The following is a 26,303-nucleotide window of genomic DNA, read 5'->3' as shown; positions in this document are numbered from 1 at the left end:
GGAGGTGAACCCTGATGTCCCGAACCATCCGACTGGATGCCGTGCTGGTGCAGGCCGTGATCGCCGGTGCGCTGTCGTTCTCGCACCTTCATGACCTGGCCGAAGCGGCTGGACAGGACGGCTGGAAGGCCTGGGCCTACCCGATCAGCGTGGACCTGCTCCTGGTCGCCGCCTGGCGCCGGATGCGCACCCACGCCGACAACCGCCCGGCCTGGGTCTGGTTCGTCATCGCCCTGACCGCATCCCTCGGCGCGAACATCGCGACCGCCGGAATGCTCGACCTCGGCGACGTCCCGCCCTGGCTCCGCATCCTCGTCGCCGGCTGGCCCGCCCTCGCCTTCCTCGGCGGAACACTCCTCGCCCACACCCCCACGGCACCCGCCGAGACCGAACCGGCCCCATCCACTGCACCGCTGACCGCCCCGGACCCCGACCCGGCCCCGGACGTCACGGTCCAGCGGGCTCCCGAACCGGCCCCGGACCCTGCGCCCGAACTCCCGCCGGCCCCTGCCCCAACCCCGGCTGTCGCTGTTCCTCCGGCGCTGCTCGATCACGCCCGGAAGGTCGCCGACACCCACCACGCCACGACCGGCTCCCGCATCGACACGGCGACCCTCCGCGCTCGCCTCGGTGTCCCCGCCCCGCTGGCTGACGCCATCACGGCCCAACTCGCCTGACAGGAAGGAAGCCCACGTCATGCCGCGTCCGAACCGCTTCACCAACGTGATCCGCATCGGCCCCGTCCAGATCGGCACCCACTACGACGGCCGCGGCCGGACCAAGCACACCGCCGCCTGCACCGCCCCCGGTTGCAACTTCTCCGCCGACTACCACGGCCGTGCCGCCGCCGAACTCGCCGCCAAAACCCACCGCTGCACGGCCTGAGAGGAGGTGACCTCATGCGCTACCCCGAGGACCAGTACAACGCCGGTCACATCCCGGCTGACCTGCTCCGGCAGCTCCCGCACGGCACCGACCCGAAGCAGATCGTCATCGTCCGGGCCGCGCCCCGCAACTACACCGGCCCCGTCGTGCTGGCCATCACGATCACCGGCGGAATCGCCCTGATCATCCTGATGATCGCCGTGACCCTCCACGTTGCCGCTGCCGCGGCGGTCGCCGTTCTCTCCGCCACCGGCGGCGTGAGCCTCACGATCAAGCGCTCCACCCGCACCAAGTAGCCCCCGGGGCGGCCTCAACCGCCAAGTTTCCGCCGCCCCGGGCGCCCAACCCATTCCAGATCCAAGGACCCGAAAGGGAGATCCCATCATGCCCGAGAACACCCTGCCCCGGCCGATCTGCGGCCACTGCGACGGCTTCCCTCAGGTCGCCGTCACCACCGGCCAGACGACCCCGACCGGCGACCGGCACACCATCACCGCGCACTGCCCCGCCTGCCGCGGCACCGGCCACACCACCCCCGTCCGCGCCTACGCCCGCGCCGGGAGGTGACTGCCATGTCTGACCTGACCCCGACCGCGGACCGCCCGGGCCTGCACGTCAGCAAGCCGTCCCCCAACACCCCCGCCACCGGATCGGCCGTGTGCCACTGCGGGGCCTCGGCCACCGCGACTGGTGACGCACAGGTCCGGGCCCTGGTGGAGGGCTACACCGCCAACCACGGACCCGCTCACAACCGCAAGGAACGTGGCTGATGAATACGACCGCCACCGCGGCGGGCCTGGACCCGGCCACCCTCGCCGACGTGCTGAGGGTGGCCGGGTCCACCGGCTTCGACCGCTGGGAAGAACAGATCCGCCGCACCGGAGGATGCGCCCAACCCATCCACCTCACCGGCGCCACCAAGACCACCGACCGAGCAACCGGCACCCTCCTGCACCACTACACGACCGACACCGAGCCCGGCGGCCGGTTACGCATCGCCTGCGGCAACCGCCGCGCCTCCCGCTGCCCCGCCTGCGCCTGGACCTACGCCGGCGACACCTACCACCTCATCCGCGCCGGCCTCACCGGCGACCCGGACAAGGGCACCCCGCACACCATCCGCGACCACCCGCGGGTCTTCGCGACCCTCACCGCTCCGTCGTTCGGTGCGGTCCACAACCGGCCCGGGAACCGGCCCTGCCGCTGCGGCACCCACCACCCCGACAACGCCACCGAACTCGGCACCCCCATCAACCCCGCGACGTACGACTACGCCGGGGCCGTGCTCTGGAACAACCACGCATCCGACCTCTGGCGCTACTTCACGATCTACCTCCGCCGCGAAATCGCCCGTCGCGCCGGCCTCACCCAGAAGGCTGCCCGCGAACAGTCCCGGCTGTCCTTCGGGAAGGTCGCGGAGTACCAGAAGCGCGGAGCGGTCCACTTCCACGCCGTGATCCGCTTCGACGGACCCGACGGCCCGGACTCACCCCCGCCGGCCTGGGCGACCCTCGACCTGCTCGACGGCGCCATCCGTGCCGCGGCGGCTCGCGTGGAAGTCGTCGTGCCCCCGAACGAGGAGGCTGGCTTCCCCACGGCCTGGGTGCTGCGCTGGGGCACGCAGCTCGACGTCCAGCCCATCGGCGCGTTCGGGAACGGCGAAGACCTCACAGAGCAGGCGGTGGCCTCCTACGTCGCCAAGTACGCCACCAAGGCGGCGGAGACGACCGGCACCGTGGACCACCGCGTGGGCAACAAGGAAGCGCTGATCCTCCTCGACGTCCCCGAGCACCCCCGCCGGCTCATCGAAGCGTGCCTCGACCTCCACCATGCCTACCCGGACCGCAAGCTTCGGGACTGGGCTCACATGCTCGGCTTCCGCGGCCACTTCTCCACGAAGTCGCGCATGTACTCCACCACCCTTGGAGCTCTGCGTCAGGTACGCGCCGACTACCGCGCCGCCCAACAACGCACCGCGCTCGGCCTCCCGGATCCGGACGACCACCCCGAGGCAACGACGCTCACGCTCGCGCACTGGACCTACGCCGGCCACGGCCACACCCCCGGCGAATCCTGGCTCGCCGCCAACATCCACCGCGACATCCAGCACAACCGCGACACCGCCCGTGAAGCACGTGCCGAACTCGAAGCAACCACCGAAGGGGAGTGGTGAGCATGGCCGACCGCCTGCTGACCGTGGAACAAGTCGCTGAGCGTCTGGGCACGACCGTGCGCTTCCCGCGGCGGCTCATCGAGGAACGGCGCATCACCTTCGTCAAGGTCGGCCGCCACGTCCGCATCCCCGAAAGTGCGGTCTCCGGCTTCGTCGCAGCCCACACGGTGGAGCCTGTGGCCGTTCGGCGCGGCATGCTGAGGAGGGCCGCCTGATGGCGAGCAAGAAGCGAACATTCGGGCGCGTGCGGAAGCTCCCTTCCGGCCGGTATCAGGCTCGCTACCTGGGGGCTGATGGCATCGATCGCCCTGCCCCCGAGACGTTCCGAACCAAGCGGGACGCGGATGACTGGCTGGCTGAGCGGCAAGCGGAACTCCGGTCCGGGGACTGGTCCGATCCCGACGCGGGGCAGGTCGAGTTCGGCTCGTACGCGGCCACTTGGATCGCTGAGCGCGGCATCGGCGCGTCCACCGCAGACCTCTACCGCTCGCTCCTGCGCAACCACCTGGACCCCACCTTCGGCAAGGTCGCCGTAGCCGACATCACCTCGGCCATGGTCCGCGCCTGGCGAGTCGCCCGACTGGAGAACGGCGTCGGCCCGTCAACCGTGGCGAAGTCGTACGCACTCCTGCGGGCAGTGCTCATGACGGCCGTGGACGACCGGCTGATCCGCCGCAATCCCTGCCGGGTCAAGGGCGCGAGTACGGCCCCCACCCCTGAGCGGCCTACAGCGACCGTTCAGGAGGTCTACGCGCTCGCTGGGGCAATCCAGCCCCGATACCGCGCGCTCGTCCTCCTGGCGGCCTTCTCCGGCCTTCGCTGGGGCGAGCTGGTCGGCCTCCGTCGGCGGGACCTCGACCTGACGGCCGGCACCTTGCGCGTTCGCCGGAACATCGCTGAACTCCACAGCGGGGAGCGCCTGGTGAAGGAGCCCAAGAGTGCGGCCGGCAAGCGCACCGTGGCGATCCCTGCCGTGATCCATGACGAACTGGCCACTCACCTCGCGGTGTACTCCGAGCACGGAGCGGATGGCCGCGTCTTCGTCGGGGCCAAGGGCGCGACCCCTCGCCGGAACCACTTCAACCGGCTGTGGCGCAAGGCGTGCGGACAGACCGGGATCAAGGGCCTGCACTTTCATGATCTTCGGCACACCGGCAACACGCTGGCCGCGGCGACCGGCGCCAGTACCCGTGAGCTGATGACGAGAATGGGCCACAGTACGGCCCGTGCCGCGCTGATCTACCAGCACGCCACGGCTGAACGGGAACGGCTGATCGGCAACGCCGTGAGCGCTGCCGTCGAGCAGGCCCGAAAGCAAGATCCAGACCCAAACGGGCACGCAGCGGGCACGCGGGACTGAACGAAGATCAGAAACACATCAGGGCCAGGCCGGAGGATGATCCTCTGACCTGGCCCTGAGTGATTGGAGCGGGCGACGGGAATCGAACCCGCGTAGCTAGTTTGGAAGACTAGGGCTCTACCATTGAGCTACGCCCGCATGCACCGCACCGCAGGTCACCGGGACCGCGGCACGAGAAGCATCGTAGCGGGTCGCGGGCGCTGCCCGCACACCCGATCCCGCACCGGTGTCGCGTCGGGCGACGCTTCCGGAAAAGCGGCCGATGCACTGCCGGTCTGCATGTACCCTACGTGTCGCACCGACGGGGTGTGGCGCAGCTTGGTAGCGCGTCCGCTTTGGGAGCGGAAGGTCGTCGGTTCGAATCCGGCCACCCCGACCACCGGCAAGATCGCATTGTGGGAGTTCTCCACCTTGCCGTTACTATGCAAAATGCGTGCCCGTGTGTCTGATGTACCGGGCTCGGTCCGCGAAGCCGCCTCGTGTGCGGTGGAGCAGAACCCCAAGAAGTCAGCCACAAGGAGACCGAACCGTGAAGAGCGCCGTGGAGACCCTGAACCCGACCCGGGTTCGGCTCAGCATTGAGGTGCCCTTCGAGGAGCTCAAGGACAGCCTCGACGCGGCGTACAAGAAGATCAACCAGCAGGTCACGGTGAAGGGGTTCCGCAAGGGCAAGATCCCCAACCGGGTCATCGACCAGCGGTTCGGCCGTGGTGCTGTGCTGGAGGAGGCCGTCAACGACGCCCTCCCGAAGTTCTACACCGAGGCCGTCAACGAGGGAGAGCTCAACGTCCTCGGCCAGCCGGAGGTCGACATCACGGAGCTGAAGGACGGCGAACTGCTGGCCTTCACCGCCGAGGTTGACGTACGCCCCGAGATCGAGATTCCGGACTACTCCGGCATCGAGGTCACCGTCGACGCCCTTGAGGTCAGCGACGAGGACGTCGAGAAGGCCGTGGAGCAGCTCCGTGAGCGCTTCGCCTCGACCAGCCCGGTCGAGCGCGCCGCCGCCGACGGCGACGTCGTGACCATCGACCTGACCGCCAAGGTCGAGGGCGAGGTCCTGGAGGACGGCGTGGCCGAGGGTGTCTCGTACACCATCGGTTCCGGCGAGCTCCTCGAAGGCATCGACGACGCCGTGACCGGCCTGGAGGCGGGTGGCGAGGCCACCTTCGCCTCCGAGCTGAAGGGCGGCTCCGCCGAGGGCAAGGAGGCCGAGGTCACCGTCAAGGTCACCGCGGTCGCCGCCCGTGAGCTTCCCGAGCTGGACGACGAGTTCGCCCAGATGGCGAGCGAGTTCGACACGCTCGACGAGCTCAAGGCCGACAGCCGCAAGCGGCTGGAGAGCACCAAGCAGTACGACCAGGCCACCCAGGCCCAGGAGCGGGTCCTGGAGGAGCTCCTGAAGCTCGCCGAGGTCCCGATCCCCGAGAAGCTGCTCGCGGACGAGGTCCAGACCCGCAAGCACAACCTGGAGCACCACCAGCTCGGCCAGATGGGTCTCGACCTCGAGAAGTACCTGGAGATCCAGGGCAAGACCCTCGAGGAGTTCGAGGCCGAGACGTCCGAGCAGGCCGTCAAGGGCATCAAGACCCAGTTCATCCTTGACGAGCTCGTCAACAAGGAGAAGCTGAACGTCAACCAGGAGGAGCTCACCGAGCACCTCATGCGGCGCGCGCAGTCCTCCGGCATGAGCCCCGACCAGTTCGCCCAGGCCGTCGTCGAGGGTGGCCAGGTGCCGATGCTCGTCGGCGAGGTCGCCCGCGGCAAGGCGCTGGCCGTGGTCGTCGAGGCCGCCAAGGTCGTCGACACCAACGGTGAGCCCGTCGAGCTCGAGGACGACGAGGACGAGGCGGAGGAGGCCACCGAGGCGGTCGAGGCCGCCGAGGGCACCGCCGACGCCCCGGCCGAGGAGAAGACCGAGGCCTGAGCCTCGCGCTGAACCCGCAGACGGGCTCCGGACGCAATCGCGTCCGGAGCCCGTCGTCGTACCGGTGGACGTTCCCCACAACCCGTGTGCGGACTGCGGACCTTGCGCTCCCAGCGAACAGTTGCGGAAGCGGGATGGCGTTGTCCCACCTGCGCGTTAGGGTCCATGAATAGGAAGGGTCGGGGAGTCCCGGCCCACCCGGTACGAAGACGCTGAGACGGCCGGAGCCGTCAGAGACGAGCAGGTGGATACGTGACGAATCTGATGCCCTACGCCGCCGGAGAGCCGTCCCTCGGTGGAGGCCTCGGTGACCAGGTCTACAGCCGACTGCTCGGCGAGCGCATCATCTTCCTCGGTCAGCAGGTCGACGATGACATCGCCAACAAGATCACCGCGCAGCTGCTCCTCCTTGCCGCAGACCCGGACAAGGACATCTACCTCTACATCAACAGCCCCGGCGGTTCGGTGACGGCCGGCATGGCGGTGTACGACACCATTCAGTACATCCCCAACGACGTGGTCACCATCGGCATGGGCATGGCGGCCTCAATGGGCCAGTTCCTGCTCACCGGCGGCACCGCCGGCAAGCGCTTCGCGCTCCCGAACACCGACATCCTCATGCACCAGGGTTCGGCCGGTATCGGCGGTACGGCCTCGGACATCAAGATCCAGGCCCAGTACCTGCTGCGCACCAAGCAGCGGATGGCGGAGATCACCGCCCGCCACTCGGGCCAGACCGTGGAGACGATCATCCGCGACGGCGACCGCGACCGCTGGTACACCGCGGAGGAGGCCAAGGACTACGGCCTCATCGACGAGATCATCACGATCGCGTCGGGCGTTCCGGGCGGCGGCGGCACCGGCGCCTGATCCGGTTCCCCGGATCGCGCCACCGCACCGCATCTCTCGTACGCCGAGACACCCAGCCCACAGAACGCCACCAGGATGGTGAACACCCACATGAACAACTTCTCCGGCGCCTCCGCGAGCGGCCTCTACACCGGCCCGCAGGTGGACAACCGCTACATCGTCCCGCGCTTCGTGGAGCGCACCTCGCAGGGCGTGCGTGAGTACGACCCGTACGCGAAGCTCTTCGAGGAGCGCGTGATCTTCCTCGGGGTACAGATCGACGACGCCTCCGCCAACGACGTCATGGCGCAGCTGCTGTGCCTGGAGTCGATGGACCCGGACCGGGACATCTCGATCTACATCAACAGCCCCGGCGGCTCGTTCACCGCGCTCACCGCGATCTACGACACGATGCAGTTCGTGAAGCCGGACATCCAGACGGTCTGCATGGGCCAGGCGGCCTCCGCCGCGGCCGTGCTGCTCGCCGCCGGTACCCCGGGCAAGCGCCTGGCGCTGCCGAACGCGCGTATCCTGATCCACCAGCCGTCCTCGCAGACCGGCCGCGAGCAGCTCTCCGACCTGGAGATCGCGGCCAACGAGATCCTGCGGATGCGGACCCAGCTGGAGGAGCTGCTGGCCAAGCACTCCACCACGCCGATCGAGAAGATCCGTGACGACATCGAGCGGGACAAGATCCTGACCGCCGATGACGCCCTGGCCTACGGCCTGGTCGACCAGATCGTCGCGACCCGCAAGAGCGCGGCCGGAGCGGCCGCCTGACGTCGGCCTTTACCCCTTGGTACGGCAGGGTCACCCGGCCCCGGCCGTGTGAACCGTGCCAAGGGGGGCCCGAACGGGGGGCCAGGCAAGGTACCGTCGGATAGAGGCACCAGGAGGCGCTGAACCAGGCGTCTCCCAGGCGAAGGGGAAGCACCTCGTGGCACGCATCGGTGATGGCGGCGACCTGCTCAAGTGCTCGTTCTGCGGAAAGAGCCAGAAGCAGGTGAAGAAGCTCATCGCGGGACCCGGTGTGTACATCTGCGACGAGTGCATTGATCTCTGCAACGAGATCATCGAGGAGGAGCTCGCGGAGACCTCCGAGGTGCGGTGGGAGGAACTTCCCAAGCCGCGCGAGATCTACGAGTTCCTCGAGGGGTACGTCGTAGGCCAGGAGCCCGCGAAGAAGGCTCTCTCGGTCGCTGTGTACAACCACTACAAGCGGGTCCAGGCGGGCGAGAACGGCGGCGGGGCGAGCCGTGACGACGCGATCGAGCTCGCCAAGTCCAACATCCTGCTGCTGGGCCCCACGGGCTCGGGCAAGACCCTCCTCGCGCAGACACTGGCCCGGATGCTCAACGTCCCGTTCGCCATCGCGGACGCGACGGCGCTGACGGAGGCCGGCTATGTCGGTGAGGACGTCGAGAACATCCTGCTGAAGCTGATCCAGGCGGCCGACTACGACGTCAAGAAGGCCGAGACCGGGATCATCTACATCGACGAGATCGACAAGGTCGCCCGCAAGAGCGAGAACCCGTCGATCACCCGCGATGTCTCCGGCGAGGGCGTCCAGCAGGCCCTGCTGAAGATCCTGGAGGGCACCACCGCCTCCGTACCGCCGCAGGGCGGCCGGAAGCACCCGCACCAGGAGTTCATCCAGATCGACACGACGAACGTGCTGTTCATCGTGGGCGGCGCGTTCTCCGGTCTGGAGAAGATCATCGAGTCCCGGGCCGGCGCCAAGGGCATCGGCTTCGGCGCCACGATCCGCTCCAAGCTGGAGATCCAGGCGAGCGACCAGTTCCAGGAGGTCATGCCGGAGGACCTGGTGAAGTTCGGGATGATCCCCGAGTTCATCGGCCGCCTCCCGGTCCTGACCTCGGTCCACAACCTGGACCGCGAGGCCCTGCTCCAGATCCTCATCGAGCCGCGCAACGCCCTGGTGAAGCAGTACCAGCGGCTGTTCGAACTCGACGGCGTGGAGCTGGACTTCGAGCGCGAGGCCCTGGAGGCCATCGCGGACCAGGCGATCCTGCGCCAGACCGGCGCCCGAGGCCTGCGCGCGATCATGGAGGAGGTCCTCCAGTCGGTGATGTACGAGGTGCCGTCCCGCAAGGACGTCGCCCGGGTCGTCATCACGTCGGACGTGGTCCGCAACAACGTCAACCCGACCCTGGTCCCGCGCGAGCCGCGGACGATCGGGAAGAACGACGACGGCAGGCACGAGAAGTCGGCGTAGCCGTGGCGTAGACACGTACGCGAAGGGGCGCCCGGCCGGATCAAACCGGCTGGGCGCCCCTTCGCGTTGCCGGGATCAGACCTTGGTGCGGGAGGTGTTGTAGAGCTTGGCGGCGAGGCCAGCCACCTCGTCCTGAGACATGGGCTTGTTGGTCATGGCCCCACCGACGTCGAAACCGACGACCGCACCGACAGTGCTGTAGTCGGCCCAGATGCAGGCGGGCATGATCATTTCCTTCGGGCCGCCCGCTGCGGTGCCGTCGGCCTTGTCATTGGGAATCTTCATGTTCTGGCACTTCATCAGTGCGCCCTTGAAGCCTGCCGGTGTGACGGTCTCGGGGCTGCCGACGAGAGAGGCCTTGCCCTCCTCGTCCTCGGCCATCCCTTTCTGGGCCTGCGCGAACATGCCGTCGAGGGCCTTCGCCGGGTCGGACACCTCACCCCAGTTGCCGTACACCATGAGCAGCTTGGACGTGAGCGGGTTCTTCTCAAGGTCGCCGCTCGTGTACTGGGCCTGGGCCTTGTGGGCATCCTTGATGCCCAGGTCCTTGGCTTCGGACTTGTCCTCTGCCGACATCTCGTCCGAGGACGAGTCTTTGACGCCCTTCTTGTAGTCGTCCACCGAGGCGGGCAGTGTCAGCTTGTACCCCTTGGTGGAGTCGGCGACATCGCTGTTACCGCCGCCGCCCGACGTCAGGAAGTACACGCCGCCGCCGATGACCGCGAGCGCCACGATCACGCCGCCGATGATCAGGCCGGTCTTCTTCTTCGGCTGCTGGGCCGGGGGGAATCCGGGCTGCTGGCCGTAGACCGGCTGGCCGCCGTACGGGGGAGTGGGGGGCTGCTGGCCGTACGGGCCGGGCTGCTGGGCCTGCGGGTAGCCGTAGCCCGGCTGCGGGGGCTGCTGCTGCGGCGGCACGCCCTGGGGGGCCTGCTGCGGGTACCCGTAACCGGGCTGCCCCTGCGGCTGGCCCTGCGGCGGCGGGCCGCCGTAGGGGCCAGGCTGCTGGCCGTACGGTCCGGGCTGGCCCTGGGGCTGCTGTCCGTCGTACGGGCCCGGCTGGTTGAAGCTCATCTGCGGATTCCCCTGTTCGTGAAGCTCATGCGTTCTTATGCGTTCCGAACATCCTGACGGACGTACCACGTACGTGGGGCACCGGGAGGCACACCGTTACCGAACAAACCGGTTTCGGCGCATGACTGTGACGGCCCTAAACTGTGTCGCGTGACCGAGAACGCAGCGCAGCAGCCAGCCAGCCACCCCGAACTGCCGACCCAGTACACGCCGGCCGAGGTAGAGGGGAAGCTGTACGAGCGCTGGGTGGAGCGCGGCTACTTCGAGGCCGACGAGCACAGCGAGAAGCCGCCGTACTCCATCGTCATCCCGCCGCCCAACGTCACCGGCTCCCTGCACCTGGGGCACGCCTTCGAGCACACGCTGATCGACGCGCTCGTCCGCCGCAAGCGGATGCAGGGCTTCGAGGCGCTCTACCAGCCCGGTATGGACCACGCGGGCATCGCCACCCAGAACGTCGTCGAGCGCGAGCTCGCCAAGGAGGGCAAGTCCCGCCACGACCTGGGCCGCGAGGCGTTCGTCGAGCGCGTCTGGAAGTGGAAGAACGAGTCCGGTGGCCAGATCTCCGGCCAGATGCGCCGCCTGGGCGAGGGCGTCGCCTGGTCCCGTGAGCGGTTCACCATGGACGAGGGCCTGTCGAAGGCCGTCCAGACCGTCTTCAAGAAGATGTACGACGACGGGCTGATCTACCGGGCCGAGCGCATCATCAACTGGTGCCCGCGCTGTCTCACCGCGATCTCGGACATCGAGGTCGAGTACCAGGAGGACGACGGCGAGCTCGTCTCCATGAAGTACGGCGAGGGCGACGAGACCATCGTCGTCGCCACCACCCGCGCCGAGACGATGCTCGGTGACACCGCCGTCGCCGTCCACCCCGACGACGAGCGCTACAGGCACCTGGTCGGCCGGCAGATCAAGCTGCCGCTGACCGACCGTACGATCCCGGTCGTCGCCGACCACCACGTCGACCCGGAGTTCGGCACCGGCGCCGTCAAGGTGACCCCGGCGCACGACCCGAACGACTTCGAGATCGGCAAGCGCCACGACCTGCCCTTCCTCACCGTCCTGGACGAGCGCGCCGTCATCACCGTCCCCGGCCCGTTCCAGGGCCTGGACCGGCTGGAGGCCCGCTCCGCCATCGTCGCCGCCCTGCGCGCCGAGGGCCGGATCGTGGCCGAGAAGCGCCCCTACGTCCACTCCGTCGGGCACTGCTCGCGCTGCAAGACGACCATCGAGCCGCGGCTGTCCCTCCAGTGGTGGGTCAAGGTCGAACCGCTCGCCAAGGCGGCCGGTGACGCCGTCCGCGACGGCAAGGTCAAGATCCACCCGCAGGAGATGGAGAAGCGGTACTTCGACTGGGTCGACAACCTCCACGACTGGACGATCTCGCGTCAGCTCTGGTGGGGCCACCGCATCCCCGTCTGGTACGGCCCGAACGGCGAGGTCGTCTGCGTCGGACCGGACGACGAGGCCCCGACGGGCGAGGGCTGGACGCAGGACAGCGATGTCCTGGACACCTGGTTCTCCTCCGGCCTGTGGCCCTTCTCCACGCTCGGCTGGCCCGAACAGACCGACAGCCTCGCGAAGTTCTACCCGAACTCCGTCCTGGTCACCGGCTACGACATCCTCTTCTTCTGGGTCGCCCGGATGATGATGTTCGGCCTGTACGTCAACGACGGCGTCCCGCCGTTCGGGACGATCGTGCTGCACGGCATGGTCCGCGACGAGCACGGCAAGAAGATGTCGAAGTCCTTCGGCAACGTGGTCAACCCGCTGGACTGGATGGACAAGTACGGCTCCGACGCGCTCCGTTTCACGCTGGCGCGCGGCGCCAACCCCGGCACCGACGTCCCGATCGGTGAGGAGTGGGTCCAGGGTTCCGCCAAGTTCTCCAACAAGATCTGGAACGCCACCCGCTTCGCCCTGATGAACGGCGCCACCATCGAGGGCGAGCTGCCGGACGCCGCCGAGATGTCGGTGACCGACCGCTGGATCCTGTCCCGCCTCAACAAGACCGTCGCGGAAGTCGACGCGTACTACGACGACTTCCAGTTCTCCAAGCTCAGCGAGGCGCTCCGGCACTTCGCCTGGGACGAGGTCTTCGACTGGTACGTCGAGCTGTCCAAGACCACGTTCTTCGGCGGCGGCCGGGCGGCCGAGGTCTCCGGCCGGGTCCTGGGCGAGGTCCTCGATGTGATGCTGCGCCTCCTTCACCCGGTCGTCCCCTTCGTCACGGAGACGCTCTGGACCGCGCTCACCGGCCGCGAGTCCGTCGTCATCGCGGACTGGCCCGGGGACAGCGGCTTCCGGGACGACGCCGCGGAGAAGGAGATCGAGCTCGTCCAGCAGGTCGTCACCGAGGTCCGCCGCTTCCGCTCCGACCAGGGTCTCCAGCCCGGCCAGAAGGTCCCGGCCGACCTGAACCTCACCGGCACCCCGCTCGCCGCGCACGAGGCGGCCATCCGGCAGCTGCTGCGCCTCCAGCCCGCCGGGGACGGCTTCCAGGCCACCGCGTCGCTGCCCGTCGCGGGCGCGACCGTCGCGCTCGACCTGTCCGGCACGATCGACGTCGAGGCCGAGCGCAAGCGGCTGACGAAGGACCTGGAGGCGGCCCGGAAGGAGAAGGCACAGGCCACCGGGAAGCTCGGCAACGAGGCGTTCCTGGCCAAGGCCCCGGACAACGTGGTCGACAAGATCCGCGGCCGGCTCAGCAAGGCCGAGGCCGACATCGAGCGGATCGCCGGCCAGCTCGCGACCCTGCCCACCGGCTGACGGCTCGCGTACGGAGCCCCCGCGAACCCGGCCCGCCCGGGAGCGCGGGGGCTCCGCCGTCCCCGCGCCGCCGGGCGCTGCGCGCGATGTCCGTGCCCATCCGTAGACTGGTCCTGTGAGTGAGCCCCGCCCTTCCGACCGGCACGACGCGTCCGACTCCGACGACACCTTCGCGGAGATCGTCGACGAAGCGACCCAGCGCGACCCCGACCTGGCGGTGATCGAGGCCGGGAGCCGGACGCTGCGCGCCGCCTCCGGCCCGCCACAGGGCGATGAGGTCCCCGCCCGCCCCACCGATCCGGAGGTGGACAGGGCGCTGCGCGCGGTGGAGCAGGAGCTCGCCGGGCGCTGGGGCGAGACCAAGCTGGAGCCCTCCGTGGCGCGCATCGCCGCGCTGATGGACACGCTCGGTGACCCGCAGCGCGCGTACCCCTCCATCCACATCACCGGTACCAACGGCAAGACGAGCACGGCCCGCATGATCGAGGGCCTCCTCGGCGCCTTCGAGCTGCGCACCGGCCGCTACACCTCGCCGCACGTCCAGTCGATCACCGAACGGATCAGCCTGGACGGCGCCCCGATGGACGCCGAGCGGTTCGTCGAGGCGTACCAGGACATCAAGCCGTACGTCGAGATGGTCGACGCCCAGCAGCCCTACCGGCTGTCCTTCTTCGAGGTGCTCACCGGCATGGCGTACGCGGCGTTCGCCGACGCGCCGGTCGATGTCGCCGTCGTCGAGGTCGGCATGGGCGGCAGCTGGGACGCGACCAACGTGATCGACTCCACCGTCGCGGTCGTCACCCCGATCTCCCTGGACCACACCGACCGGCTGGGCTCCACGCCCGGCGAGATCGCGGTGGAGAAGTCCGGGATCATCAAGCAGGGTGCGACGGTCATCCTGGCCCAGCAGCCGGTCGACGCGGCCCAGGTGATGCTGAAGAAGGCCGTCGCGGCCGACGCCACGGTGGCCCGCGAGGGCATGGAGTTCGGCGTCGTCTCCCGGGAGGTCGCGGTCGGCGGACAGCTGCTGACGCTGCGCGGCCTGGGCGGCGAGTACGACAACATCTTCCTTCCGCTGTACGGCGCCCACCAGGCGCACAACGCCGTGGTGGCGCTCTGCGCCGTCGAGGCGTTCTTCGGGATCGGCGCGGAGCAGGCCGGATCGCTCGACGCCGACATCGTCCGCAAGGCCTTCGCCGCGGTGATCTCGCCCGGCCGTCTCGAAGTCGTGCGCTCCAGCCCGACCGTCATCCTGGACGCCGCCCACAACCCGGCCGGCGCCCTCGCCACCGCGGCGGGGATCTCCGAGGCGTTCGGCTTCTCCCGGCTGATCGGGGTGGTCGGAGCCAGCGGCGACAAGGACGTCCGGGGGCTCCTGGAGGCCTTCGAGCCGATCTTCGCCGAGGTCGTCATCACCCAGAACTCCAGCGGCCGGGCGATGGACGCCGACGAGCTGGCCGGTATCGCCGTCGAGGTCTTCGGCAACGAGCGGGTCCAGGTCGAACCCCGCCTCGACGACGCGCTGGAGGCGGCGATCACCCTCGCCGAGGAAGAGGACGAGTACGCGGGCGCCGGGGTGCTGGTGACCGGATCCGTGATCACGGTCGGCGAGGCCCGGCTGCTTCTGGGAAGGCACTGACCCACGTGCGTACGCTCTGTGCATCGACGCTGCTCGGTGAGTTCTTCGTGATCGGCTTCGCGGGACTCGTCGCGATGAAGTCCGACGACCTGTCGTCCACGACGGTGTGGACGGTCTGCGGTATCGGCATGCTGCTCTCCGTGCTGCTCTGCGGGGTGATCACCCGTCCCGGTGGCGTGCAGCTCGGCTGGGCGCTCCAGATCGCGCTGGTCGCCAGCGGCTTCGTGGTGCCGATGATGTTCATCCTCGGAGTGGTCTTCGGCGGCCTGTGGTGGGCCTCGGTGCACTACGGCCGCAAGATCGACGAGGTGAAGGCGCGCTGGGCCGCGCAGGAGGCGGCGCAGGCCCCGGCCGGCACCTGAGAGGCTGTCGGGTGACCTCCGGCCGGGCGGCCACGCCCCGGCACGCGCGCTTCCGGCGTTGTCGTCGGTCACCAACGCTCCGCGTTGACTCCTTCCTCCGCCTTGGAATCGCACGCACCGGACCGCGTCCGCTTTCCGACCGGAGGTCACCCGACAGCCTCTGAGCCGAGCGGCTGTCGCCCCGCGGTCAAACCCGGCCGCGGGGTCTTGACCGTGCCCCTGTAATCTCGCCTCACCGCACCCGTATGCCTCACCCGTACGCCTGACCCGGATTTCTGCAAGGAGCCGCACATGACCCAGCGCACCCTCGTTCTTCTGAAGCCCGACGCCGTCCGTCGCGGTCTGGTCGGCGAGATCGTCGGCCGCATCGAGCGCAAGGCCGGCTGGAAGATCACCGCGCTGGAGCTGCGTACCCTCGACCGGGCCACGCTGGAGCAGCACTACGCCGAACACGTCGGCCGCCCGTTCTACGAGCCGCTCGTCGAGTTCATGCAGTCCGGCCCCGTCGTCGCTCTGGTGGCCGAAGGCGAGCGGGTGATCGAGGGCGTCCGCGCGCTGGCCGGTCCGACCGACCCGATCGCCGCCGCGCCCGGATCGATCCGTGGCGACTTCGGCACGATCACCCGGGAGAACCTCATCCACGCCTCGGACTCCGAGGAGTCCGCAGAGCGAGAAATGAAGCTGTTCTTTCCGGGACTTTCCTGACCTTCGCTCCGCCAAACAGCGCTCATGACCTGGGGCGACCGAAGTAATTCGGTCGCCCTTCGGCTTAGGGTCACCGATCGCGGGAACGCATCCCTCCGACGTAACGTCACCATGAGTGGGACGGCCACCCGTTCTGCTCAACAAGGCGAAGGACCCTCGCGCTGTGTCGGTGTATCCGGCACTACGATGGAAGCTTCCACGCCCGCAGCGCTCATCTCGCCTACCAAAACAAGCCATCATCGCTTTCACTTGGGAAGGCCCGACGCATCCTCATGGGGAACAAGGGGAACTCAATGTCGTTCATCGGCCGTGACATGGCTATCGACCTCGGGACTGCCAACACGCTGGTGTACGTCAGGGGGCGCGGCATCGTTCTGAACGAGCCGTCCGTCGTGGCCATCAACACCAACACCGGCGGCATCCTGGCGGTCGGCGCCGAGGCAAAGAAGATGATCGGCCGTACACCGGGCAACATCGTTGCCGTACGGCCACTGAAGGACGGCGTGATCGCCGACTTCGAGATCACGGAGCGGATGCTCCGCTACTTCATCCTGAAGATCCACAAGCGCCGCTACCTGGCCCGCCCGCGGGTCGTCGTCTGCGTGCCCTCCGGCATCACAGGGGTCGAGCGACGCGCCGTCATCGAAGCGTCGACGCAGGCCGGCGCCCGCCAGGTGCACATCATCGAGGAGCCCATGGCGGCGGCCATCGGCTCCGGCCTGCCGGTCCACGAGGCCACCGGCAACATGGTCGTCGACATCGGTGGCGGCACCACGGAGGTCGCGGTCATCTCGCTCGGCGGGATCGTCACCGCCCAGTCGATCCGGGTCGCCGGTGACGAGCTGGACAACGCGATCATCCAGCACATCAAGAAGGAGTACTCGCTCCTCCTCGGTGAGCGCACCGCCGAACAGATCAAGATCACCATCGGCTCCGCGTTCGAGCTGGAGAAGGACGAGCACACTGAGATCCGCGGCCGTGACCTCGTCTCCGGCCTGCCCAAGACCGTGGTCATCTCCGCGACCGAGGTCCGCAAGGCGATTGAGGAGCCGGTCAACGCGATCGTCGACGCGGTCAAGACGACGCTCGACAAGTGCCCGCCGGAGCTCTCCGGCGACGTCATGGACCGGGGCATCGTCCTCACCGGCGGCGGCGCGCTGCTGCGCGGCCTCGACGAGCGGCTCCGGCACGAGACGGGCATGCCGATCCACATCGCGGAAGACCCGCTGGACTCCGTCGCGCTCGGATCCGGCAAGTGCGTCGAGGAGTTCGAGGCGCTCCAGCAGGTGCTGGACGCCCAGCCCCGACGGTAGAACTCACACGAACCTCCGCGCGGACGCTGCCGCTCCGCGCGGAGGATCGTTGATATACAGGCACGAACATTCCTACGAGGAAGGCACGGCCGCCGCACGTGAGGGACACACGAGAGAGCCGGCTGCTCCTGGTGCTGCTGATCGCCATCGCGTTCGCACTGATCACGGTGGACATCCGCGGTGGCGAGGCGTCGCCGGTGGACGGCGCCCGGCAGGCCGCCTCCACGGTCTTCGGACCGGTCGAGAACGGGGTCGCGGCAGCCGTCGACCCCGTGGGCAACGCCATAGGGGCGGTACGCGCCTCCGGCGCACGGCACGACAAGATCTCCGCACTGGAGCAGCAGAACGCCGCGCTGAAGGCCAAGCTCGGCAGCGACGACCAGAACCGCAGCAGGGTCCGTGAACTCGACAAGATGCTCAAGAAGTCGGGCGCCGGACAGTACGGCATCAAGGCCGCAGAGGTCATCGCCATAGGAGCGGCCCAGGGCTTCTCCTGGACGGTCACCATCGACGCCGGCTCCAAGGACGGTCTCAAGCGCGACATGACCGTCCTCAACGGCGACGGACTCGTCGGCAGGGTCACCACCGTCGGCCCGGACACCGCGACGGTGCTCCTCGCCAACGACCCCGACTTCACCGTCGGCACCCGGATGGAGGCCACCGACGAACTCGGCTTCGCCACCGGCCAGGGCTCGCGCCCGATGGCCGTCCAGTTCCTGAACGGCAAGGCGAAGGTCAGGAAGGGCGACCGGCTCGTCACGTTCGGGTCCAGCAAGGACAAGCCGTTCGTGCCCGGTGTACCCGTCGGCGAGGTCGTCCGGGTCGACCCGTCCGGCGGCGACCTGACCCGCACGGTCTACGTCCGCCCGTACGTCGGATTCACCAAGCTCGACATCGTCGGCATCGTCGTCCAGGCCCCGCGCGAGGACCCCCGCGACGCGGTCCTGCCGAAGAAGCCGGCCAAGCCCGCCAAGCCGAAGCCCACCCCGACCGTCACCGTCACCATCTCGCCCAACGGCGACATCGTGGACACCGGCGGCAACGTCGTCGGGAACATCCACGAGAGCGCGGACCCCAGCGGCAACCCGGACCCCAGCCCCAGCGGGAACGCCACCCCGAACGCCGACAACGCGGTAAACGAACAGAGGTAGAGCTGATCCCCATGCACGTCAACCGGACTCTGCTCTCCATCGCCCTGGTCGTGCTCGCGCTCGTCGTCCAGGTCTCCGTACTCGCCCGGCTCCAACTGCCCGGCGCGGTGCCCGATCTGCTCCTCATGGTCGTTCTCGGACTGGCCTTCGTCTACGGCCACGTCAGCGGCGCCCTCATCGGCTTCGGTGCGGGGCTGCTCGCCGACCTGGCGCCCCCGGCCGACCACGCGGCCGGCCGGTACGCCCTGGTCCTCTGCGTCATCGGCTACCTCGCCGGACTGGTCAAGCCGGAGAACGGGCAGCTCAAGTCGGCCGTGATGCCGATGGCCGTGGTCGTCGCGGCGGCGATCGGATCGACCCTGCTGTACGCCGGTGTCGGCGCGCTCGTCGGGGACACGGCGGCCCGCCATGTGGGGCTCGGCAGCCTGCTGTTCACCGCGGCCGTCTACGACCTGCTGCTCGCGCCGTTCACCGTGCCCCTGATCATGGCGATGGCCAGACGCACGGTGAACGACCCGCTCACCGAGTCCTCCTCCGGCGGCAAGGACGCCACGGCGGGCTGGCTCGCCGCGGGCACCGGCCTGCGCATCGGCAGCCAGCGCGGCGGACTGCGCGTCAAGGCAGCCCGGAACCGGGCGGCGCGCGCCGGACGGATCAAGGGAGTCAAGCGACTGTGAGCCCGCAATCCCCGGGGACCGCCCACCGCGCCCCCCGCCCGACCACCACCGGGGGCGCCCCGTGACCAACATCCCGGAGACGGGCCGGACCCAGCGGGTCCAGATCCGCCTCGTCGTCATCCAGGTCCTCGTCTTCTCCCTGCTGCTCACCCTCGGCGGCCGCCTCTGGTACCTCCAGATCCGCAACGGCCAGGAGTACTCGGACGAGGCGAAGAACAACCACGTACAGCAGGTCGTCCAGCCCGCCGCCCGCGGCTCCATCCTCGACGCCCGCGGCGTGCCGCTGGCCGACAACGAGACCCGGCTCGTCGTCTCTGCCAGCCGCACCGAGCTGCTGAAGACGGACGACGACGGCAAGGGCGTGCTGACCCGGCTGGCCGGCGTCCTGGACATGAAGCCCAAGGACGTCATCGACAAGGTCCGGCTCTGCGACGCGAAGACCCCGCAGCCCTGCTGGAACGGTTCGCCCTACCAGCCGATCCCGGTCACCGACGAGGCCACCACCCAGCAGGCCCTGACGATCCGCGAGCGCGCCGAGGACTTCCCCGGCATCACCGCGGAGCCCACCGCCGTACGGCGCTACGCCGCACCCGGCAAGGCCAACACCGCGCAGGTCCTCGGCTACCTCTCGCCCGTCACGGACGGGGAGATCACCAAGGCCCAGGACAGCGACTCGCCCTACCTGCGTTCCGACCAGGTCGGCCGCTCCGGCCTGGAGCGCACGTACGACAAGGAGCTGCGCGGCAAGGCGGGCGTCACCCGCTACGAGGTCGACAACCTCGGCCGGGTCATCGGCCAGGCGAAGAACGACAAGGCGGAGGCCGGCTCCACTGTCGTCACCTCGATCGACGCCCGGGTCCAGGCCGTCGCGGAGTACGAGCTGAACCAGGCCATGAAGACGGCCCGCACCGAGTTCGACACCAACACCGGCGAGAACTACAAGGCCGACTCCGGCGCCGTCGTCGTCATGGAGGCCAAGACCGGCCGCGTCGTCTCGATGGCCTCGCTGCCCAACTACGACCCCAACGCCTGGGTCGGCGGCATCTCCGGCAAGGACTACGCCAAGCTCACCGGCAAGAGCTCCAACTTCCCGCTGCTGAACCGGGCCATCCAGGGCCAGGCCGCCCCCGGCTCGATCTTCAAGGTGATCTCCTCGACCGCCGCGGTCAACGCCGGATACCCCTTCGACGGCAACTACCCCTGCCCCAGCTCGTACTCCATCGGTGGCCAGACCTTCAAGAACTTCGAGTCCCAGGGCTACGGCGACATCACCATCGGCCGCGCCCTGGAGGTCTCCTGCGACACCGTGTACTACGGCATCGCGCACAAGGAGTGGCAGAAGGACGGCGGGAACAACCCGAAGAAGAAGCCCAACGACTGGTTCTACAAGACCGCCCACCAGTTCGGCCTCGGCAAGGAGACCGGCATCGACCTCCCCAACGAGGTCAGCGGCCGGGTCCCGGACCGCGAGTGGAAGAAGAACTTCGCCAAGGCCAACCACGACTCCTGGTGCAAGCAGGGCAAGAAGGACGGCACGTACGTCGAGAAGATCGCCTACGAGAACTGCCTCGAAGGCGACAAGATGCGTGCCGGTGACTCCGTCAACTACTCGATCGGCCAGGGCGACACCCTCGTCACCCCGATACAGATGGCGACCATCTACTCCGCGATCTCCAACGGCGGCACCCTCTACAACCCCACCGTCGGCAAGGCGATCGTCAGCGGCGACGGCAAGAGCGTCCAGGAGATCGAGCCCAAGTCGCACGGCAAGCTGCCCTTCACCCAGAAGACCCGCAACGAGATCGACGGAGCCCTCGCGGGTGTCGCGACCCGCGGCTCCGCCGCCTGGCGGTTCGGCGGCTGGCCGCAGGACAAGATCCCGATGCACGCCAAGACGGGTACGGCCGAGGTCTACGGCAAGCAGACGACCTCGTGGTTCGCCACCTACACCAAGGACTACACGGTCGTCATGACGATCTCCCAGGGCGGTACGGGCTCCGGCGCCTCCGGGCCCGCCGTGCGCAACATCTACAACGCGATCTACGGCCTCGACGCCACGGGCAAGCAGGACCTCAAGAAGGCCCTGCTGCCGGCCCCGCAGAAGTCCCTGCCGAAGATCCAGCAGGACGGCACCATCGAGACCCCGAAGATCAAGCCGTACGACCCGAACTCCGGCAAGCCGCCGGCCGAGCAGACGCTCGCCGCGATCGTCGGGAGGCGCGACTGATGGCCGGTTTCTCCGTCCAGCGGTACGCCCCCGAGCGCTCGGCCTGGGGCCGGTTCACCGCCCGGGACTCCGTGGTCCGCCGGCTCGACTGGCCGCTGCTCGGGTCCGCGGTCGCGCTCTCGCTCATCGGCTCGATACTGGTCTACTCGGCCACCAGGGGGCGGGATTCGCTCACCCACGGCGACCCGTACTACTTCCTCTTCCGGCACGCCCTCAACACCGGCATCGGCTTCGCCCTGATGGTCGGCACGATCTGGCTCGGCCACCGCACCCTGCGCGGCGCGGTGCCGGTCCTGTACGGCCTGTCCGTACTCCTCGTGATGGCGGTCCTCACCCCGCTCGGCGCCACCGTCAACGGCGCCCACGCCTGGATCCTGCTGCCCGGCGGCTTCTCGCTCCAGCCCTCCGAGTTCACCAAGATCACGATCATCCTCGGCATGGCGATGCTGCTCGCCGCCCGGGTCGACGCGGGCGACCAGCCGCACCCCGACCACCGGACCGTCGCCAAGGCCCTCGGCCTGGCGGCGCTCCCGATGATCGTCGTCATGGGCATGCCGGACCTCGGTTCCGTGATGGTCATGGTCGTGATCGTGCTCGGCGTGCTGCTCGCCTCCGGGGCGTCCAACCGCTGGATCTTCGGACTCCTCGGCGCGGGCACCGCGGGCGCCGTCGCCATCTGGCAGCTCGGGCTCCTCGACGACTACCAGATCGCCCGGTTCGCGGCCTTCGCCAACCCGGCGCTCGACCCGGCCGGCGTGGGCTACAACACCAACCAGGCCCGCATCGCGATCGGCTCCGGCGGACTCTCCGGCACCGGCCTCTTCCAGGGCACCCAGACCACCGGCCAGTTCGTCCCCGAGCAGCAGACCGACTTCGTCTTCACCGTCGCGGGCGAGGAGCTCGGCTTCCTCGGCGCCGGACTGATCCTGGTCCTGCTCGGCGTCATCCTGTGGCGCGCCTGCCGCATCGCCCGGGAGACCACCGAGCTGTACGGCACGATCGTCGCCGCCGGAATCATCGCCTGGTTCGCCTTCCAGGCCTTCGAGAACATCGGCATGACGCTCGGCATCATGCCGGTCGCCGGACTGCCACTGCCGTTCGTCTCCTACGGAGGGTCCTCGATGTTCGCCATCTGGGTGGCCATCGGACTGCTCCAGTCGATCAGGGTGCAACGGCCGATAACGGCCTGAGCCGTTACGGGTCCCCTGCCCAAGTACGGACATCGCGTTTAGGGCCTCTCGTTTGGATCAGGCTGGGCTCGCGTGCCCTGGCACCGCACCTCGCGGCGTTGTCGTCAATCAACAACGCTCCGCGTTGCCTCAATCCTCCGCCTTGCGATGCACGGCACCAGGCCCCGCTCCCTGATCCAGCCTGATCCAAACGAAAGACCCTCTAGATTCGACTCATGGCGGACTCGAAGCGCGAGATCGAGCGGAAGTACGAAGCCACAGAGGCCACCCGGCTGCCCGACCTGAGCCGGGTGGCCGGCGTCTCGGCCGTCGACCACCTGGGCGTCAGCGAACTCGACGCCGTCTACTACGACACCGAGGACCTGCGGCTCGCGGCGGACTCCCTCACCCTGCGCCGCCGCACCGGTGGGGGAGACCCCGGCTGGCACCTCAAACTCCCGGTCGCCACCGGCATCCGCGACGAGATCAGGGCCCCGCTCTCCGACACCCTGCCGCCCGAACTCGCCGCACTGATCCGCTCCCGGGTCCGTAACGCCCCGGTCGTCCCCGTCGTCCGGCTCCGCTCCGCGCGCGACGTCCACCACCTGACCGGCCCTGATGGCGTGCTGCTCGCCGAGGTCAGCGTGGACCGGGTCCGGGCCGAGCGGCTGCACGGCGGCGGGGCCCGCACCGCTCGCGCCGCCCGCACCGCCTGGACCGAGATCGAGGCCGAACTCGCCGACGACGGCGACCCGGCGTTCCTCGACGCCGTCGAACGGCGGCTCCGCAAGGCCGGGGTGCGGCCCTCCGCGTCGCCGTCCAAACTGGCGCGGGCACTGGCCGAGACCGGCCCGAAGCGGAAACCGGCCGGCAGAAGGTCCCGGCCGCACACCGCGGGCGACCACGTCCTCGCCTACGTACGGCACCAGATCACCGCGATCGTCGCCCTCGACCCGGCCGTGCGCCGCGGGCTGCCCGACTCGGTGCACCGGATGCGGGTCGCCACCCGCAGACTGCGCAGCGCCTTCAGGACGTACCGGAAGATCCTCGACCGCACCGTCACCGGCCCGGTGGCCGACGAGCTGAAGTGGCTCGCGGCGGAGCTCGGCATCGACCGCGACCAGGAGGTCCTGGACGAACGGCTGCGCACCCGGCTCGACGGGCTGCCCCGCACCCTGGTCCTCGGACCGGTCCGGGGACGGCTGCGGATCTGGTCGGTGGCCCGCCGCACCGGCTCCCGCCGCCGCACCGTCGCCGTACTCGACGGCAGCCGCTACCTGACGTTGCTGGAGACCCTGGACGCGCTCCTGGCGGACCCGCCCCTGCTGCCCGCCGCGGCGAAGCCGCCCGGCAAGGCGCTGCCGCGCGCCCTGCACAAGGACCACCGGCGCCTCGCGCACCGCATCGCCCACGCCCTGGAGCTGCCACCGGGACCGGAGCGCGATGTCGCCCTGCACGAGGCGCGCAAGGCGGCGAAACGCGCGCGCTACGCGGCCGAGGCCGCCCGCCCCGCGCTCGGGAAACCTGCCCGGAAGTCCGCCAAGCGGCTGAAGGCCGTCCAGGGTGTCCTGGGCGACCACCAGGACAGCGTGGTGGCCCGCGAGGCCCTGCGCGCCCTCGCCGTCCAGGCACAGCTGTCCGGCGAGCCCTCGTTCACCTGGGGGCTGCTGTACGGGCAGGAGGAGCGGACGGCGGCGGCACGCGAACGGGAGCTGCCCGGGGTCTGGGCCGCGGCAGCCGGGGCGGAGATCCGGGCGGCACGGGAAAGCTGAGCGTCGCGGTACGCTGGATGGTCATCCTTGCCGGCTCTCGAAAGTTCGCGATGTCTGTCGATTCGGTCTTCCCACAGCTCGAAGCTCTGCTCCCGCATGTGCAGAAGCCCATCCAGTACGTCGGCGGTGAGCTCAACTCCACCGTCAAGCCGTGGGACGAGTGCGACGTCCGCTGGGCGCTGATGTACCCGGACGCGTACGAGGTCGGACTCCCCAACCAGGGCGTCATGATCCTCTACGAGGTGCTCAACGAGCGCCAGGGCGTCCTCGCGGAGCGCACCTACAGCGTCTGGCCGGACCTTGAGGAGCTGATGCGCGAGCACAAGGTGCCCCAGTTCACGGTGGACGGACACCGCCCGGTCAAGGCGTTCGACGTCTTCGGGCTGAGCTTCTCCACCGAGCTCGGCTACACCAACATGCTCACCGCCCTGGACCTGGCCGGCATTCCGCTGGCCGCCAAGGACCGCGGCCTCGACGACCCGATCGTGCTCGCGGGCGGCCACGCCGCGTTCAACCCCGAGCCGATCGCGGAGTTCATCGACTGCGCGGTCATCGGCGACGGCGAGCAGGCCGTCCTGGAGATCACCGAGATCGTCCGCGCCTGGAAGGCCGAGGGCCGCCCCGGCGGCCGCGAGGAGGTGCTCTTCCGCCTCGCGAAGACCGGCGGCGTGTACGTCCCCGGCTTCTACGACGTGGAGTACCTCCCGGACGGCCGCATCGGCCGCGTCGTGCCGAACAAGTCGGGCGTGCCGTGGCGCGTTTCGAAGCACACGGTCATGGACCTCGACGAGTGGCCCTACCCCAAGCAGCCGCTCGTCCCGCTCGCCGAGACCGTCCACGAGCGGATGTCCGTGGAGATCTTCCGCGGCTGCACCCGCGGCTGCCGTTTCTGCCAGGCCGGCATGATCACGCGCCCCGTGCGGGAGCGAAGCATCACCGGCATCGGCGAGATGGTGGAGAAGGGCCTCAAGGCGACCGGTTTCGAGGAGGTCGGCCTGCTCTCGCTCTCCTCCGCGGACCACAGCGAGATCGGTGACATCGCCAAGGGCCTGGCCGACCGCTACACGGACGACAAGATCGGGCTCTCGCTGCCCTCCACCCGCGTCGACGCGTTCAACGTGGACCTGGCCAACGAGCTGACCCGCAACGGCCGCCGCTCCGGTCTCACCTTCGCCCCCGAGGGCGGCTCCGAGCGGATGCGCAAGGTCATCAACAAGATGGTCTCGGAGGAGGACCTGATCCGGACCGTCTCCACCGCGTACGGCAACGGCTGGCGGCAGGTGAAGCTGTACTTCATGTGCGGTCTGCCCACCGAGACCGACGAGGACGTCCTGCAGATCGGCGACATGGCGGTCAACGTCATCGCCAAGGGCCGCGAGGTCTCCGGGCAGAACGACATCCGCTGCACCGTCTCCATCGGCGGTTTCGTACCCAAGCCGCACACCCCGTTCCAGTGGGCCCCGCAGCTCGGCGTCGAGGAGACCGACGCCCGGCTGGCCAAGCTCCGGGACAAGATCCGCGGCGACAAGAAGTACGGCCGCTCGATCGGCTTCCGGTACCACGACGGCAAGCCCGGCATCGTCGAGGGCCTGCTCTCCCGCGGCGACCGCCGGGTCGGTTCCGTCATCCGCGCCGTCTACGAGGCGGGCGGCCGCTTCGACGGATGGCGCGAGCACTTCAGCTACGACCTGTGGATGAAGAGCGCGCAGAAGACGCTGCCCGGCTTCGGTGTCGACGTCGACTGGTACACCACCCGCGAGCGGACGTACGAGGAGGTCCTGCCCTGGGACCACCTGGACTCCGGCCTCGACAAGGACTGGCTGTGGGAGGACTGGCAGGACTCGCTCGACGAGACCGAGGTCGAGGACTGCCGCTGGACCCCGTGCTTCGACTGCGGCGTGTGCCCGCAGCTGGACCTCGACATCCAGATCGGCCCGACGGGCAAGAAGCTCCTCCCGCTGACGGTCAAGAAGCCCTAGCGACCAGGGGAGACGACATCCGGCGGACGCCTG

General features: G+C 69.2%; 24 protein-coding genes and 2 tRNA genes. 24 read left to right on the top strand and 2 right to left on the bottom strand.

All coding sequences use genetic code 11. From position 1 onward, the window contains the following. Positions 1–14 precede the first annotated feature (14 nt). The 8 genes from OG892_RS12435 to OG892_RS12400 all read left to right on the top strand — a co-directional run bounded on the left by OG892_RS12435 (position 15) and on the right by OG892_RS12400 (position 4,418). A complete protein-coding gene (locus OG892_RS12435; protein WP_371629146.1) occupies positions 15–677 on the top strand; it encodes a DUF2637 domain-containing protein in 663 nt (220 codons plus the stop codon). A 19-nt stretch (positions 678–696) separates the two neighbouring features. After that, the gene (locus OG892_RS12430; protein WP_371629145.1) at positions 697–885 is read left to right on the top strand and encodes a mobile element transfer protein; all 189 of its coding nucleotides are present in this window, start codon (positions 697–699) and stop codon (positions 883–885) included. A 14-nt stretch (positions 886–899) separates the two neighbouring features. Then, entirely contained in the window at positions 900–1,181 is a 282-nt protein-coding gene (locus OG892_RS12425; RefSeq protein ID WP_371629144.1) for a hypothetical protein, read from the top strand. 88 nt (positions 1,182–1,269) lie between these two features. Continuing rightward, complete coding sequence (locus tag OG892_RS12420; RefSeq protein WP_371629143.1) at positions 1,270–1,452, top strand: hypothetical protein; 183 nt, start codon at positions 1,270–1,272, stop codon at positions 1,450–1,452. A gap of 5 nt (positions 1,453–1,457) precedes the next feature. Continuing rightward, a complete protein-coding gene (locus OG892_RS12415) occupies positions 1,458–1,655 on the top strand; it encodes a hypothetical protein (RefSeq protein WP_371629142.1) in 198 nt (65 codons plus the stop codon). Further along, entirely contained in the window at positions 1,655–3,058 is a 1,404-nt protein-coding gene (repSA, locus tag OG892_RS12410) for a replication initiator protein RepSA (RefSeq protein WP_371629141.1), read from the top strand. The genes OG892_RS12415 and repSA overlap by 1 nt, the downstream gene beginning before the upstream one ends. Before the next feature lie 2 nt (positions 3,059–3,060). Beyond that, positions 3,061–3,273 (top strand): excisionase family DNA-binding protein, encoded by a 213-nt coding sequence (locus OG892_RS12405; RefSeq protein ID WP_371629140.1) that lies wholly within the window; start codon positions 3,061–3,063, stop codon positions 3,271–3,273. Positions 3,274–3,302: 29 nt separating this feature from the next. Beyond that, the gene (locus OG892_RS12400; RefSeq protein ID WP_371629139.1) at positions 3,303–4,418 is read left to right on the top strand and encodes a tyrosine-type recombinase/integrase; all 1,116 of its coding nucleotides are present in this window, start codon (positions 3,303–3,305) and stop codon (positions 4,416–4,418) included. A 64-nt stretch (positions 4,419–4,482) separates the two neighbouring features. On the opposite strand, the gene OG892_RS12395 is transcribed toward OG892_RS12400, so the two are convergent. Beyond that, a tRNA-Gly gene (locus tag OG892_RS12395) sits at positions 4,483–4,556 on the bottom strand. Positions 4,557–4,720: 164 nt separating this feature from the next. Here OG892_RS12395 and OG892_RS12390 point away from each other — a divergent pair. The 5 genes from OG892_RS12390 (at position 4,721) to clpX (ending at position 9,430) form a co-directional block, all read left to right on the top strand. Beyond that, positions 4,721–4,797, top strand: a tRNA-Pro gene (locus OG892_RS12390). A 150-nt stretch (positions 4,798–4,947) separates the two neighbouring features. Continuing rightward, positions 4,948–6,345: a trigger factor gene (tig, locus tag OG892_RS12385; protein WP_073739027.1), complete on the top strand. Its 1,398-nt coding sequence runs from the start codon at positions 4,948–4,950 to the stop codon at positions 6,343–6,345. A 264-nt stretch (positions 6,346–6,609) separates the two neighbouring features. Further along, positions 6,610–7,215 (top strand): ATP-dependent Clp protease proteolytic subunit, encoded by a 606-nt coding sequence (locus OG892_RS12380; RefSeq protein ID WP_199884549.1) that lies wholly within the window; start codon positions 6,610–6,612, stop codon positions 7,213–7,215. A gap of 75 nt (positions 7,216–7,290) precedes the next feature. Beyond that, the gene (locus OG892_RS12375) at positions 7,291–7,974 is read left to right on the top strand and encodes an ATP-dependent Clp protease proteolytic subunit (RefSeq protein WP_024492986.1); all 684 of its coding nucleotides are present in this window, start codon (positions 7,291–7,293) and stop codon (positions 7,972–7,974) included. Between the two features lie 157 nt (positions 7,975–8,131). Beyond that, on the top strand, positions 8,132–9,430 hold the full coding sequence (clpX, locus tag OG892_RS12370) for an ATP-dependent Clp protease ATP-binding subunit ClpX (protein WP_024492987.1): 1,299 nt from the start codon (positions 8,132–8,134) through the stop codon (positions 9,428–9,430). 75 nt (positions 9,431–9,505) lie between these two features. Here clpX and OG892_RS12365 read toward each other — a convergent pair whose 3' ends face one another. Further along, entirely contained in the window at positions 9,506–10,504 is a 999-nt protein-coding gene (locus OG892_RS12365; RefSeq protein WP_328696906.1) for a hypothetical protein, read from the bottom strand. 150 nt (positions 10,505–10,654) lie between these two features. Between OG892_RS12365 and OG892_RS12360 the strand changes: the two genes are divergently transcribed. The 11 genes from OG892_RS12360 (at position 10,655) to OG892_RS12310 (ending at position 26,270) form a co-directional block, all read left to right on the top strand. Next, positions 10,655–13,276 carry a valine--tRNA ligase gene (locus OG892_RS12360; RefSeq protein WP_371629138.1) on the top strand — a complete coding sequence of 874 codons (2,622 nt, stop codon included), beginning with the start codon at positions 10,655–10,657 and terminating at the stop codon, positions 13,274–13,276. A 115-nt stretch (positions 13,277–13,391) separates the two neighbouring features. Then, positions 13,392–14,915: a folylpolyglutamate synthase/dihydrofolate synthase family protein gene (locus OG892_RS12355; protein WP_371629137.1), complete on the top strand. Its 1,524-nt coding sequence runs from the start codon at positions 13,392–13,394 to the stop codon at positions 14,913–14,915. A gap of 5 nt (positions 14,916–14,920) precedes the next feature. Further along, positions 14,921–15,277, top strand: coding sequence for a DUF4233 domain-containing protein (locus tag OG892_RS12350; RefSeq protein WP_073739032.1), 357 nt, complete (start codon positions 14,921–14,923; stop codon positions 15,275–15,277). A 291-nt stretch (positions 15,278–15,568) separates the two neighbouring features. Continuing rightward, positions 15,569–15,982 (top strand): nucleoside-diphosphate kinase, encoded by a 414-nt coding sequence (gene ndk / locus OG892_RS12345; protein ID WP_024492992.1) that lies wholly within the window; start codon positions 15,569–15,571, stop codon positions 15,980–15,982. A 293-nt stretch (positions 15,983–16,275) separates the two neighbouring features. After that, the gene (locus OG892_RS12340) at positions 16,276–17,295 is read left to right on the top strand and encodes a rod shape-determining protein (protein ID WP_024492993.1); all 1,020 of its coding nucleotides are present in this window, start codon (positions 16,276–16,278) and stop codon (positions 17,293–17,295) included. 98 nt (positions 17,296–17,393) lie between these two features. After that, a complete protein-coding gene (gene mreC / locus OG892_RS12335; protein WP_371629136.1) occupies positions 17,394–18,446 on the top strand; it encodes a rod shape-determining protein MreC in 1,053 nt (350 codons plus the stop codon). Between the two features lie 11 nt (positions 18,447–18,457). Further along, positions 18,458–19,123, top strand: a complete 666-nt coding sequence (gene mreD / locus OG892_RS12330) for a rod shape-determining protein MreD (protein ID WP_073739034.1) — start codon at positions 18,458–18,460, stop codon at positions 19,121–19,123. A 61-nt stretch (positions 19,124–19,184) separates the two neighbouring features. Then, positions 19,185–21,350 carry a penicillin-binding protein 2 gene (gene mrdA / locus OG892_RS12325; protein WP_371629135.1) on the top strand — a complete coding sequence of 722 codons (2,166 nt, stop codon included), beginning with the start codon at positions 19,185–19,187 and terminating at the stop codon, positions 21,348–21,350. After that, the gene (gene rodA, locus OG892_RS12320) at positions 21,350–22,540 is read left to right on the top strand and encodes a rod shape-determining protein RodA (protein WP_371629134.1); all 1,191 of its coding nucleotides are present in this window, start codon (positions 21,350–21,352) and stop codon (positions 22,538–22,540) included. The genes mrdA and rodA overlap by 1 nt, the downstream gene beginning before the upstream one ends. Positions 22,541–22,755: 215 nt before the next feature. Then, positions 22,756–24,291 (top strand): CHAD domain-containing protein, encoded by a 1,536-nt coding sequence (locus tag OG892_RS12315; RefSeq protein ID WP_371629133.1) that lies wholly within the window; start codon positions 22,756–22,758, stop codon positions 24,289–24,291. A gap of 50 nt (positions 24,292–24,341) precedes the next feature. After that, positions 24,342–26,270: a TIGR03960 family B12-binding radical SAM protein gene (locus tag OG892_RS12310; protein ID WP_073739038.1), complete on the top strand. Its 1,929-nt coding sequence runs from the start codon at positions 24,342–24,344 to the stop codon at positions 26,268–26,270. Positions 26,271–26,303 lie beyond the last annotated feature (33 nt).

This window comes from Streptomyces sp. NBC_00341 (genome assembly GCF_041435055.1).
In the GTDB taxonomy this organism is placed as follows: Bacteria; Actinomycetota; Actinomycetes; order Streptomycetales; family Streptomycetaceae; genus Streptomyces.
The sequence above is the reverse complement of the archived record's forward strand: the minus strand, read 5'-3'. Positions and strand labels throughout refer to the sequence as shown.